The sequence below is a fragment of the Pontixanthobacter sp. CEM42 genome, from assembly GCF_017812015.1.
Taxonomy (GTDB): Bacteria; Pseudomonadota; Alphaproteobacteria; order Sphingomonadales; family Sphingomonadaceae; genus Pontixanthobacter.
In genome coordinates, this window is the sequence record NZ_JADQTN010000001.1 from 2,038,129 (window position 1) to 2,051,322 (window position 13,194).

The window sequence follows — 13,194 nt, forward strand, 5'->3', positions numbered from 1 at the left end:
ACGCATCAGTAAGTCAGGATCACATTTGCGAGCACAGAATAGTACGTTCCCGTATTGCCCAGATTGTCGAACAGATCATCGAAGCCCTTGCCGGACACCAGCGCCGCACCGGAGAGGCGGAACACAACGTTCTGAATTGCACTGGGCCTCCAGATTGCAGCGGCAGAAAGGTCGAAACCAATCTCTTTGGGGATGCTGCCTTCGTTGCGTAGCGCTTCCAGCGAAGAGGTATTCTCGAACCATAAATGATTGGCGTTAGCGGAAAGGCGAAACTCTGGCGTCAGATCAAAATCCGCACCGGCACCGACCAGCATCAGGCCCGGATTGTTGAAGTTTGATTGGCCCTGCTCTTTCGAGGGGCGCAGCGAATTCAGAAGACCATTACGATTGTTGACAGACACCGCGCGTCCGCCCCCGGCAAACGGGATGGTTTGACGTATCCAATAGGACGTATCAGCACCCGCGAAGATCGGGTTTTCGAACACCGCATCGTAGCCGCCCTCGACATCATCATAAGGATCGTCATCGCCGCTGGCATAGGCTCCCGACAGGCGGAAGCGTGCCCAGTCGCGGTCATAGCTCAGCTCTGCTGCAGCGAAAAAGGCCCGGATGTCGGCAGGGCGATCCGTGAAAAAGCTGTTCCGATCTTCGCCAAACACACCGTAAGCGCTCGCGGTGATGTTGATCCGGCCCACTCGCCCGTCGGCGTTATAGCCGACATAGAACGCATCATATTCGCGCCCTCGCAAATTGCCGAGCAAAGCGGGACGGACCGGAAAACCATTATCGTCGATCTGGATATCGTCAGCTTCACGGTTGCGGTTGTAAGCGACGGTAATCTGGCTGGTCAGCGCCGGTATCAGGAAATCCTGCCGGTATGCGTTGGCGATAAACAGGAAGTCGTTACGCGGGGTCTGGGTAACGGCATTCAGGCCGCTATTGGTGTCTTTCTCCAATCGCCAGAAGGCCGCGACATTATATTGGAAGCGGTTATTGTCGCGCGTACCAAAGAAGCGCAGACCCAGCTGCTGATCCTGAAACAGGAAACCGCGAAAATCGGCCTGAAACGGTTGGATGCCGATCCGGAAGCTGTCGAAATCATAGCGGTCGGATGTGTTGCGGATGTGATAGTCGAAAAACAGTTCCTGCACGCCGACGAAATAGTCAGTCCGGCTGCTGCCCTTGCTTGGTTCTACAAACAGCACGCGCTTCTCGGGCACATCGACATGGTTCACGTTGAACGCGAGCGTCGCGCGGTATTCCACGTCTGGAGGCTTATAAGCGGTGTTGCCTTTGAGCAGCGCAAAGCCGGTCAGGAAAGTCTGCGACAGGACCAAGCTGCCTTCATTGCCAAAAACATCGAGGCGATCCGGGTCTTCGGTAGTCTGCACGCCGACCGGGATCGGGAACGTGCGCGGTTCAACCACCGTATCGCTGATCACATTGGCGACGAAGAACCAGTCATCGCCATTAATCGGCAGCCATGGAACCTTCTCGCGATTAATCGGGCGATCACCTTTATAAGTGTTCTGGTTGTACGGGTCCCACCACTTCTCCTTCACCAGCCCGAGCGACTCAATCAGCCGCCAGCGGTCGGGGATCGGAAGTTGGTCGGTCGGGAACGCTTCGGGAGGCGGCGTGCGAAACGCGCCCTCATTGGTCTGATCGATCTTGTCGGGCAACTCGCCGGTCACACCGGGACGCCGCCGTCCATCGATCGATTCATTATCAACCGCCGGAGGTGCGGGCGGTTCGACCTCAATTTCGGGCTCTTCGACTGAATCAGGTCCTGTCTTGTGCGGAACTTGGCGTGTTTCAGCAGGCTGCGTTTGCATGCCAAGCGACAGTGTGCGGGCGCTCAGAGAACCAAAAGCTTCTGCGAAGCTCTTAGGGCGAACAGAAGTCATATCCGCTTTTTGAGTTACCGGAGCGAGATCGGAAAACACCTCGGCGAAGTCAGCCTGACTCGCAGGTTCCTCCGCAGGACCGGTTGCCTGCAAAATCAAAGGAAGAACGAAAGCGACGCTCACTTATAGACCCTCGCAGACATTCTGAGCGGGATCATCGAGGAACGGCGCGAAGGGACAATTGACGTAGCGCAACCGGACCGATCCACCATTGATGTTCACCACAATCCGGTCTGCGCGAATGGCTGCCGGTGCATTGCTGATCCCGCCGACGCGCTGGCCAGCATTGTGCAGGCCAAGGAAGCTGACCATGTCATCCTGATCAATGCCATCACCCGAAACGCCGATCCCGCCGACCAGCTGATTGCCGCGATAGACGGGCACCGATCCAGGGAATATCTGGATGCCATTGGCGATACGCTTCTGTCCGCCCGGGCCGTCCGGCACAAAGGTGCACTCATTGGCTGTATCGGGATTTGCGCCCTGCACGAAGCCGAGGTGCTGAACGATATTCACGGCGATCAAATCCGTTTGCAAGCCTACCGCAAAGGGGCTGAATGTGTTCGGGTCTTCTACCGAGAGCGGTCCCGCTATCGGGCCAACTTCACCATCAGGGAAATAAGGCCGCGACAGGTTCCCGCCTGAGCGATCCGCAAAAGCAAACGTGCCCGTAAGCGCATTGGCGTCATTCAGGAAATTGCGCACGCGCGGCACATAGGCAGGAACGTCCGCAACGCCCGGGAATATTGTCGTACCGAGCAATTGCTGCGCGGCCACGGCATTGGAGAAGAACGCAGCCGTGCGTGCTTTCTGCAGCGATACATCGGTTCCGAAAATCGGGCCATCGGGCGAGCGGACAATGCCCAGCACCTGCCCGTGCGTATCGACCAGACTAACAGTCGCCTGCATCCGGCTATCGAGCGGGCGGCGGATTTGCGCCCGAGAGCGGGAAAGCACCGCAAAGGCCTCTTCCAAAATCGCGCGCGATTCAGCGGCGCTGAGCGGCTGGGCCACGCTTGCCCCGTCAGTACCTGCACGGATCGGGAAACGTCCCGCGCCTGCCCCATTGGTCAGGACATAGGCGTCTTGATTGGTGAATTCAGCGGCTGTGCTTTGCCGAATACCGGATGCTTCGGTGCCATAGGCAACGCCTTGCTGGATCATGCCATTGCTATAACCGGTCACAGCTACCAAGCCGCCAGCCGGTCCATTAATCGCACCAAAGCTGGTTTGTAACGGCGACAAGTCGCCAACCGCTACATCGGTGAAGCGCAGGCTGGTACCGTCTACAGTTATGCGGTCAGCGGCGATCTCTACCGGTGGAGCAAAGCCCTGAATACCTGCAAGCGCAATCGCCTCTTCGGCATCCGCGTCACGGTCCAGAATATTACTGTCGAATCCGTAATCGCCATCACCGGCAATACCTATACCGCCAACGACGACGCCGTTCTTGTAAATTGGGAAGCCGCCCGGATCGGCAGCTAGACCAAGTGGCGAACGCTTTGGTCCGATGAATGCGCCCGCACCACCACCGCCAGTGAAGCGCGCATTGAGGTCCGAACATGGCAATTGACTGAACTGCACGCCGAACAATGGTCCGCTTTCCAAACCAACCGTGGTCGGCGCAGGTGGGAAGTGCTGCTGCACAATCTGGCTGGCAGTTCGGGTCGAGAAGGCATTGCCTCCACTAGAGAGATACGCGCCCGTAATCGCTTTTGCGATGGCTGCTGTGGTCGATGGGACATCTGCGCCTTGTAGACCGATGGGCATGGCCGTCGTGCCGCCAATTGTCTCGCTGCTGAGCGTCGTTACCGTCGGCGCGCCAGTCATTTGGAATACCCCAAGGACGTTTCCAACCCGGTCGGTCACTGCAATCGTTGAGGCGAGACCTCTTGCTTGCGCCTCTCCAACGGCCTGCGCCATGATCTGCTGGACTTCGCCCACGGCAAGAAACTCGGCAGCGGGATCGGCGAACAAGCGCCCTTGCGGCGGAGGTGTGGGCGATGGCGCGGGTGTGCCACCGGTTGGCGGCGCGTTCTGGCCGCTATCACCGCCTCCACAAGCTGCGAGTGCAAGCGCACCAGCCAAACACCAATAGGTGCCGATCCTGCGCGCCATTACCGCAACGCTCCTATCGCGCGCGTCGCTTGCCCGAGAGCATCGCGGAATTGCGCTGGCTTGTAAGTACCGGGGCTGCGCACAGCGCTGTAAGCCCGGTTGATATTGGCACGAATACCCGCCGCAGCACCGGTCGTGATCCGTCCGTCGCGAACCATAGCGTTGAGCAACGTGTCGACCGCCATCACCGCCTGCGCTGATCCGGCATAGTCAGTGAAACGCGGGCTTGTAGTGCGGTCCGAAATTGCCTGTACGACCGTGAAGGCGTCATTACCTGAATAGCCGCGTCCAGCGAGGCTATTCGACAAAGCTGCCGCTTCTCCGCGAAGCACCTGCGCGGCCTGCACTGCGGCACCGCGTCCTTTGCCCATCGCACGGTGGAAGTCCTTGCTTGCCTTATCGAATGCAGCGGCGCGGCCTGGTGCCAATGCACGCGATACTGCGGACAGCATGATAATATTCTCATCATTATAAGGCGCCATACCGAACGGGATCGGGCGGCCCGGATTGGTTTCAAAGGTCAGCTTGCGCTGCGGACCATCGGTGATCGCGCGGTGGCAAGAATGGCAGTCATAGAAGTAATATTCAGGGAATACGCCTTCGGTGCCAAATTCTTCGCGCGCGAACAGATCAGTGGAACGGCGAACCGCCTCTGCCTGACCAACCGCCCATAGGCGGACGCTGTCGGTCTTACCCTTGCGGTCTATATAATCCGCATCTTCGTCATGATGCTGTTGCAATGCAGAAAACAGGTCGAGCTCGAACGCCACACGCGGGTGGCCGGCAGCCATCATCGTATGGCTGACAAACTGGTTTCCATCTGCACTACCGAAGTGACAATCGAGGCAAACCCGCGCACGCGTTTGCGGACGCTCCAGCGGCGTCAGGCCAGCCGCGACGTTCGATTGATGCGTTGCTGGCGCAGCATAGTGGACCGCGAGCCAGCTTGATGATGCACCATGGCACGTTTCGCACCCGACACCGTCGGACACTTGAAAACGCGCACCTTGCTGTGATTTGGGGACATAAGTCGCGTGGCAGCCGAGGCATTGCGGGGCAGAGGTCGCAGGACCGATACCCATACTTGCTGCAATCTGGCGACCGCGCGGAGACGCCAATGCAGCATAAGCGCGGCTATGCGCGCCGGTCGAAGATGAGGGTTCTTGCCAACTGGCAATTTCATCTTGGCGGACGACTTCGCCATTGCCTTCGGCGCGGCCATGGCAGGTCGATCCAGCGCAAGTCGCCACGCCTTCATATTGGCCATTACCAGGGGTTTGTGCATCGGTGGGAGAACTACCCGCAGAGAGGAATGCCGCAGCGGCCAACAATGGCGCGCCAGCTATCGCAATAAATTTTCCCCGGATTCGCGTCACGAACCACCTCCCCTAAGACGGCACCCTAAGACATCAACTCTGTCCTGCAAGCGGGAATTCTCATCCCCCACTAGCCGATCACATCAAAGTGGTCGCGAGAAGATCGACTTGAGTGGTGCAGCCTTTGCCGAGCAGAGCCACTGTCAGATCGTCCAAATCCTCAGGTACTGCGTCCATTTGGGTGAATTTTATCATTGCGGGAGCTCCGCCGCTCGGGCCGGTAATCGAATAGGTCGAACCCTCTGCCAGTGGCAGGCGTTTGCTGTCCCACGCGGTTACCATCTCGTCCTCGAGGAAAGTCACGTGGACATGCTCGGCAGACTCGGCACTCGCAATGACATAGGTTGATGCCTGATCACGCCCGGGACGCCACATTTGCACGGCGGACATGTCCGCGACGCACATCGTGCCGGATTTTGAAACATCGACCCACCACAAATTGGGGCTAGTCAGCGATGCTGGCGGCGGATCGCCGCGTGTTGCCCCGGTGCGTACTTGTCCGGCGGCACGGCGACGAGTCAACGCCGCGATGGCTGTGCGGTTGCTTTTGCCGCGTTCGGCAACGCGGTGGGTACCTGCGCCGCTAATCACACGCGTTCCGCCATTGGCAAGAATGGTCACCGAGTCACCCGTCTGCAAAGTAATCCGGCCACTATCACTCAGCTTCATCCCAACAGGATATTTGCTAGCTGATGGGCCGCTGGACTTGATGACAACACCTGCTTGGGCAGCAATAGGTGCCACAACAGCAGCGCATCCCAGCGCGGCGGAGATCATTAGCGGTTTAACCGAGAACATAGGCTCCCTCCTCGTTCAAATTCTTAATCCGGTGTAGCAGATTTTCCAGCGCAGTGTCATCTGGATGGCTTCGGATAAGGCTCTCTACCACGCTGGCTGCGCCGGTCTTGTTAGTTTCCGACATTGTGAGAGCTTCGTGCATCTTTGCCCGATCTGCCTCAGGGAACTCCGGAGAGGGCTCCAGAATGTCGACCGGCTGCGCCCTTCCGCGCAGCACCACGCGGCCCATCGGACGCCACCAATCGAGGCCCGAACGTTCGGCAAATTCGCGGCTAGCCATCACGCTGGACTCGAGCGCTTTGTTCGCTGCTTCCAGCCTGGCGGCGGTATTCATGCTGTCACCCAGTGCGGTATATTGAATCCGCGTATCCCCGCCGAAATTGCCGACAACTGCCTCGCCGTAATGCAAGCCGACGCGGGTCTTGCCGATTTTCGGGAGGTCAGGATCCATAGCAGCGACTTCCGCACGAAAGGCTTCGCCAGCTTGCCAGATCGCATAGCCAGCCTTGGCCGCACGCTCTGCATCATCAGGCTTGGCAATCGGTGCGCCCCAAAAAGCAACCACCGCATCGCCAACAAATTTGTCGATCACGCCGCCATGGTCGAGCACAACTTGGCTTAGCATTTCTAGATAGCGGTTGAGCAGTTTCGCGACCATTTCGGGAGAGACCGCATGGCTCATCTTGGTGAAGCCCTCCAGATCGCTGAAAAGGACATAAATCTCCTTCTTCTCGCCATGCAACGCGAGAAGTTCAGGGTTCTCGATAATCTCGGCAGCCATCTCTTGCGGGAGATATTTGCCAAGCGCCCCTTGTGCAAAATTACGCTGCACCGCCCCTGCGGCCCGTGCGGTCGAGGTCACCGCCATAAACGCGATCGCCCAGCCTGCCAGCCACCCGACTGCGGGCAGGCCATAGGTATCAGCGCCTTGAAAGTGCATCACAAAGGGAGCACCCAGCATAATCATGAACTGCAACCCCAGCAGCGCATAAATTTGCCAACTGCCCCATTCGAGCAAGCCGGTCAGCACCGCCATTGCGATAACCAAAATCGCCAGCGCCCAAAGCGTTGCTGGCAGCGGCTTGGAGAGGCTTGCCCCGTCGAGCATCTGCGCCATCATTTCGGCGTGGACTTGCAACCCCGGAGGATCGAAGCCGGTTCCGTCCGACACGCTGGTCGGCACGCGGTCGAAATCCACAAGATCGCCGCCAATCAGGATGTATCGGCCTTCGAACAGAGGTCGATATTCATCGATCACTGCTGGAATTGCGAAGACTTCCTCGTCTGCAAGGGAGTCGATGGGAATGATCGGGAACAGCGTTTCCGCAATGGCCTCCTGACCACCTTCGATCGCATCGTTCTGACCATCGCGCGCCGACAGGCGGTAGCGGATCGCTCCCGCATATCCCGGCAACGATTTTTCGGCCTCGTCCGCTCCCAACAGCATTGAGCGCGTAAGAGTTGGCGGCAAGCGATCGTCGGGCTGAGGCCACCGGCGCGTAACGTCAAAAGCATTATCGAGCTGGATACTTGCAGGGACCGCGTTGCTGCCTTGCAGCCGGTCCAGAAACTCTTCGAGATAGAGCTGCTGCTCATATTCGATGTCGCCTTCATTTGCCTCTTGCAGCACATAGGCAACCGAGACTGGGGTCTGCATATTGCGCAGCGTTTCGATCAGCTCTTCATCTTCATCCTGAGGCTGGTCGAACAAAATATCGATACCGATGGATTTTACGCCCAGCTTGTCGAGATTGCGCAAAGCCGCGGCCAGCATCCCGCGATCGAGCGGCGAACGTTTTTGTGCCTTGATCAGCGTCTGCTCGTCATAGACGACCATGATGATACGCGGATCCTGCTCGACATCCTGCATGCTGGCAGTCTGATAAGCGCGGAAATCATACATCCCCGTCTCGGCCTGATTGATAATTGGCACCGCCCAGCCAAATCGCGCGACAATCAGCGCGAGCACAACCAATAGGATCGTGAGGCCCAGCCGCCTCGGGCCAGCCTCGCGCACATTGCGCCAGCCGCGTTGGATGAAATTTACTGAACGCGCAGACGCCATCACGTCCTCCCCTAAATTCAGGAAAGACGCTCAAGCGTTTCCGGTCAAGTCTAGGCGTTACTCGGGATCGGTATAAGCGAGCAGCGGTTTGCGCGCCGCTTGCGTCTCGTCCATCCTGCTACGCGGGGCATAGTGCGGCGCAGTGGCAAGCGTTTGATCGCCTGCTTTGGCCCGCTCAACGACGCTGCGGAAAGCCGTTATAAACTGATCGATAGTCGCTTTGCTTTCGGTCTCGGTCGGTTCGACCAGCATCGCGCCATGGACCACCAGCGGGAAATACATCGTCATCGGGTGGTACCCCTCGTCGATCATTCCCTTGGCCAGATCCATGGTCGAGAGACCATCGGCAAAATCCTTATCGCCAAACAACGCTTCGTGCATACACGGCCCGCTTGGTGCGTACGGCGCGTAAAGCACGTCCTCCATCGAGCGTAGGATGTAATTTGCGTTGAGCACGGCATCTTCGGCAACTTGCTTAAGCCCGTCAGCGCCATGGCTAAGCATGTAGGTCAGGGCGCGGGTGAACATGCCCATCTGGCCATGGAATGCGGTCATCCGCCCGAAATGGCTAAGCGGCCCACCGAAATGCTCTTTGGCGAACGCGTCTGCGCCCTCTTCCTCTACCAAGTGCACGACGCCGTCTTTAGTACGCGCAGTATATGGCAGCGGGCCGAAGGGACTGAGTGCTTCAGACAGCACAACCGGACCGCTACCCGGTCCGCCACCGCCATGCGGGGTAGAGAAAGTCTTGTGCAGATTGATATGCATCGCATCGACGCCAAGATCACCCGGGCGCACTCGCCCAACGATCGCGTTGAAGTTCGCCCCATCACAATAGACGAAGCCGCCTGCTGCGTGGACCGCATCGGATATCGCGCGCATATCCGGTTCGAACAATCCGCACGTGTTCGGGTTGGTGATCATCACCGCCGCAACATCGGGTCCAAGGCGTGCTTTCAATGCCTCGAGGTCGACACGGCCATCCGCGTTAGCGGGGATGCCCTCAACGCGGTATCCGGCAAAGGCGGCCGTCGCGGGATTGGTGCCGTGGGCACTTTCGGGCACCAGTACGACTTCGCGCGCATCGCCGCGCGCTTCCAAAGCCGCACGGATACACAGGATACCGCATAGCTCACCATGTGCGCCCGCTTTGGGGCTCATCGCCACACCGTGCATCCCGGTCAGCTTAATCAGCCAATGCGCCAGCTCGTTGATCACGCCGAGCGCACCGCGCACCGTATCAACCGGCTGCAAAGGGTGAACGTCTGCAAAGCCAGGCATCCGGGCAACTTTTTCATTGAGGCGCGGGTTGTGCTTCATAGTGCAGGAACCAAGCGGGAAGAAACCCAAATCAATTCCGTAATTCTGACGGCTGAGGCGGGTATAGTGCCGTATCGCTTCAGGCTCTGCCAAACCGGGCAGGCCGATATCCGCATCACGCGCCATTCCGCCGAGGCGAGTGGTTGCAGACGTATCCACTTCGGGCAGATCGACGCCGGTGGTTTGATTGTCCGCGATCTCGAAGATCAACGGCTCTTCCAGCATCAGCGCCTTATTGCCGGTGGTGGTTGCGGGACCGCCAAATTTGCCCTCGCCGGCTGCAGGTGTCGTGGGCTTCCAGCCGCTCTGATTGGGCGCGTTCATGCCAATTTCTCCTTCAGCGCGGAACAGAGGGTTTCGATATCCTCCTCGGTCGTGGTTTCGGTAACCGCAACCAGTAATCCGCCGGAAAACGCATCGACGTCCGGATACAGCCTGCCAAGCGATACGCCCGCCAAAATCTTGTCTTCGGCCAAATCGCGCACGATCTGCCGCGCGTCCGCATCGAACATGATTGTAAACTCGTTGAAGAAGCTGTCGTTCAGAACCGTCACACCGGGAACCGCCGCCAGTTTGTCTGCCGCAATACAGCTAAGGCGGTGGTTCTCTGCCGCCAATTGCCGCAACCCTTTCTCGCCCAGCAGCGTCATATGCACACTGAACGCCAGCGCGCAGAGTCCGCTATTGGTGCAGATGTTGGACGTCGCTTTCTCGCGCCGGATATGTTGCTCACGTGTCGAAAGCGTCAGCACAAAACCGCGCTTGCCATCGGCATCGACGGTCTCACCGCAAAGCCGCCCGGGCATCTGGCGGACATGCTTCTTGTCGCGCACAGCAAACAGGCCGAGATAGGGTCCGCCAAATTGCAGACCAACGCCAATCGACTGACCTTCACCCACGACGATATCCGCGCCCAGCTCACCGGGTGACTTGATCGCACCCAACGCCACTGGTTCGGTGTTTACGGCGATCAGCAGCGCACCTTTGGCATGCGCTGCTTCGGCAATCTCTTCCAAATCCGGCAGGCGGCCCAAAATGTCGGGATATTGGACCACAACGCAGGATGTATTGTCGTCGATCCGTGCAATCAGACCCGCATTGTCGGGCTGCGCACTGATCGCGGGCTTCGCACCGGCGATATCGTCATCGGTAAACTTGGCCATCGTGCGAACGACTTCAGCATAGTGGGGGTGCAGCGCGCCGGAGAGAACCACTCGCTTGCGCTTGGTTACGCGATGCGCCATCGCCACCGCTTCCCAGCATGCGGTCGAGCCATCATACATCGATGCATTGGCTACTGCGCAGCCATAGAGGCGCGCAACCTGGCTCTGGAATTCGAACAGCATTTGCAGCGTGCCCTGCGCGATTTCGGGCTGGTACGGTGTGTAGGCCGTCAGAAATTCGCCGCGCTGGATGATATGATCGACCGAAGCCGGAACATGATGGCGATAAGCCCCGGCGCCGAGGAAAAACGCCGCATCTGCCGCCGCCAGATTCTGCTTCGACAGCGTGCGCATATGTTTCTCGACCGCCATCTCGCCGGCATGCATTGGCAAATCGCGGATCGGTCCATCAAGCCGCGCCACTTCGGGCACATCGATAAACAGATCATCGACAGAGGAAGCGCCGATAGTGTCGAGCATCGCCGAGCGGTCGGTATCGGTGAGGGGTAGGTAACGCATTCTATCAATTCCCGTCATCCCAGCGAAGGCTGGGATCGCTGTCCGCTAGGTCGGACGATGTTGAAAAAGATCCCGGCCTGCGCTGGGATGACGTCGGTAATTACAAGCTGGCGACAAACGCCTCGTAAGCCTTGGCGTCCATCAGGCCTTCAAGTTCGTCCTTGTCACCGATGGTCATTTTGAAGAACCAACCGTCTTCTTCAGGAGACGTGTTCACCAGCGCGGGGTCTTCTTCCAAGGCGGCATTGCCTTCGACAACTTCGCCGGTGATCGGCGCGTAGACGTCGCTTGCTGCTTTGACTGATTCCACGACAGCCGCATCGCCGCCCTTATCGACCATCGATCCCACTTCGGGCGTTTCGACAAACACAATGTCGCCCAATTGCTCTTGCGCGTAGTCAGTGATGCCGACGGTTGCGGTATCGCCTTCTACGTCGATCCATTCATGTTCATCGGTGAAGTAACGGGCCATCGGTTCAGTCTCCTCGGTAGTAATTATTCGGTACGAAGGGCATCGGCGTAACGGTTGCATCGAGCCGCTTGTTCCGGACCTCAATCTGCAATTGAGTATCTTTCTTGGCGTAGTCGGATGCGACGTAAGCCATCGCGATCGGATAACCGAGCGTAGGCGAGAAACCGCCGCTGGTCACACGGCCGATCTGTTCGTCTCCGGAGAATACCAATGCGCCTTCACGCGCAGGCATCCGGCCGTCGACTTTAAGGCCAACACGCTTGGTCGGCGATCCTTCATCCAGCATCTTGGCGCATGTCGCATGGCCCATCCAGCCACCCGTTTCACGGCGGCTTTTGGCGAGGCCAAACAAGAGGCGCGCCGACACAGGATCGGTCTCCGTATCAAGATCATGCCCATAAAGCGGAAGGCCAGCTTCCAGACGCAGCGAATCCCGTGCACCCAAGCCAATCGGTTGCACCTCAGGTTCATTGCACAGCAGCGTCGCAATCTTCTCTGCATCCTTGGCCGGGAGCGAGATTTCAAACCCGTCTTCACCGGTATAGCCGGAGCGGCTGATGCTCATCCCGACGCCATCAATTTCGAAATGTCCGAACTTCATAAAGACCAACGATGACAGAGGAAATTTTCCTGTCGCATGGCGGTCTAGTGCCACAAACGCTTCCGGGCCCTGCAATGCCAGCAGAGCACGGTCTTCGAGGTGGTTGAGCGTGACATCGTCGGGCAGATGCTCGCGCAGATGGGCGATATCTTCCCATTTGGTCGCACCGTTCACCACGAGGTAGAACTCGTTCGGCCAGCGTGAAACCATCAGATCATCGAGTACCCCGCCTTCCTCGTTGAGCAGCAGAGAATAGCGCTGCATGCCCAATTCCAGCGTAGACAGATCGATCGGTAGCAGCGCCTCAAGTGCAGCAGCAGCGCCTTCGCCGGAAATCAGCAATTGCCCCATATGGCTGACATCGAACAGGCCTGCATGGGTGCGGGTCCAATTGTGTTCAGCCACGATTCCACCATGCTCTCCGGCATATTGAATCGGCATCTGATAACCGGCAAATTCGACCATCCGCCCGCCCATTTTGCGGTGCCATGCGTCCAACGGGAGCATTTGCTCCTCCGGCATATCGTCTGGGTGGGTATCAGATGTATCGTCGCTCATAACAGTCCCCGGCAAAGTGCACACGCGCCATTACGGCCCGCCAATTCTGCACCCCCTCTGTCGGGTAACCTGAGAGTTTTAACGTGCCGCCCGTTACCGGATCTTGCACGCTTACCCCTTCGGTGGCCCGTCTTGCGAAGGGCGCTTTCCAGAGTGTCTGCCAATGCGCGGTCCGTTATACCTGAGAGTTTCCGGGGCGGTTGCTCCTTCGGTGCCACAGCTCCTGCAAGCTATGATCTCTCCCGCGCATCGGCCAAAGAATCACTTCCTTGGCGACGGATATTTCACTGCGCGAAT

General features: G+C 58.4%; 9 protein-coding genes and 1 riboswitch. All 9 genes read right to left on the minus strand.

Features of this window, described 5'->3' with window-relative positions:
* Nucleotides 1-5 precede the first annotated feature (5 nt).
* Nucleotides 6-2,030, minus strand: a complete 2,025-nt coding sequence (locus J9777_RS09655; protein WP_348631973.1) for a hypothetical protein — start codon at nucleotides 2,028-2,030, stop codon at nucleotides 6-8.
* The gene (locus J9777_RS09660; RefSeq protein ID WP_209348484.1) at nucleotides 2,031-4,025 is read right to left on the minus strand and encodes a heme-binding protein; all 1,995 of its coding nucleotides are present in this window, start codon (nucleotides 4,023-4,025) and stop codon (nucleotides 2,031-2,033) included.
* The gene (locus J9777_RS09665) at nucleotides 4,025-5,401 is read right to left on the minus strand and encodes a multiheme c-type cytochrome (protein ID WP_209348485.1); all 1,377 of its coding nucleotides are present in this window, start codon (nucleotides 5,399-5,401) and stop codon (nucleotides 4,025-4,027) included. Before J9777_RS09665 ends, J9777_RS09660 begins: the two co-directional genes overlap by 1 nt.
* Before the next feature lie 78 nt (nucleotides 5,402-5,479).
* On the minus strand, nucleotides 5,480-6,199 hold the full coding sequence (locus tag J9777_RS09670; protein WP_209348486.1) for a hypothetical protein: 720 nt from the start codon (nucleotides 6,197-6,199) through the stop codon (nucleotides 5,480-5,482).
* Nucleotides 6,186-8,264, minus strand: coding sequence for an adenylate/guanylate cyclase domain-containing protein (locus J9777_RS09675; protein ID WP_209348487.1), 2,079 nt, complete (start codon nucleotides 8,262-8,264; stop codon nucleotides 6,186-6,188). The genes J9777_RS09670 and J9777_RS09675 overlap by 14 nt, the downstream gene beginning before the upstream one ends.
* A 57-nt stretch (nucleotides 8,265-8,321) precedes the next feature.
* Nucleotides 8,322-9,908, minus strand: a complete 1,587-nt coding sequence (gene gcvPB, locus J9777_RS09680; protein ID WP_209348488.1) for an aminomethyl-transferring glycine dehydrogenase subunit GcvPB — start codon at nucleotides 9,906-9,908, stop codon at nucleotides 8,322-8,324.
* Nucleotides 9,905-11,266 (minus strand): aminomethyl-transferring glycine dehydrogenase subunit GcvPA, encoded by a 1,362-nt coding sequence (gene gcvPA, locus J9777_RS09685; protein ID WP_209348489.1) that lies wholly within the window; start codon nucleotides 11,264-11,266, stop codon nucleotides 9,905-9,907. Before gcvPA ends, gcvPB begins: the two co-directional genes overlap by 4 nt.
* A gap of 100 nt (nucleotides 11,267-11,366) precedes the next feature.
* Nucleotides 11,367-11,738 carry a glycine cleavage system protein GcvH gene (gene gcvH, locus J9777_RS09690; protein WP_209348490.1) on the minus strand — a complete coding sequence of 124 codons (372 nt, stop codon included), beginning with the start codon at nucleotides 11,736-11,738 and terminating at the stop codon, nucleotides 11,367-11,369.
* 4 nt (nucleotides 11,739-11,742) lie between these two features.
* Nucleotides 11,743-12,897, minus strand: coding sequence for a glycine cleavage system aminomethyltransferase GcvT (gene gcvT / locus J9777_RS09695; RefSeq protein ID WP_209348491.1), 1,155 nt, complete (start codon nucleotides 12,895-12,897; stop codon nucleotides 11,743-11,745).
* Between the two features lie 158 nt (nucleotides 12,898-13,055).
* Nucleotides 13,056-13,152, minus strand: a riboswitch (glycine riboswitch).
* Nucleotides 13,153-13,194: the final 42 nt, after the last annotated feature.

Bases quoted from the DNA above. Each gene is read 5' to 3' on its own strand.
- J9777_RS09660 (WP_209348484.1), bottom strand. From the start codon at position 4,025: ATGGCGCGCAGGATCGGCACCTATTGGTGTTTGGCTGGTGCGCTTGCA.
- J9777_RS09670 (WP_209348486.1), bottom strand. From the start codon at position 6,199: ATGTTCTCGGTTAAACCGCTAATGATCTCCGCCGCGCTGGGATGCGCT.
- J9777_RS09675 (WP_209348487.1), bottom strand. From the start codon at position 8,264: ATGGCGTCTGCGCGTTCAGTAAATTTCATCCAACGCGGCTGGCGCAAT.
- gcvPB (WP_209348488.1), bottom strand. From the start codon at position 9,908: ATGAACGCGCCCAATCAGAGCGGCTGGAAGCCCACGACACCTGCAGCC.
- gcvPA (WP_209348489.1), bottom strand. From the start codon at position 11,266: ATGCGTTACCTACCCCTCACCGATACCGACCGCTCGGCGATGCTCGAC.
- gcvH (WP_209348490.1), bottom strand. From the start codon at position 11,738: ATGGCCCGTTACTTCACCGATGAACATGAATGGATCGACGTAGAAGGC.
- gcvT (WP_209348491.1), bottom strand. From the start codon at position 12,897: ATGAGCGACGATACATCTGATACCCACCCAGACGATATGCCGGAGGAG.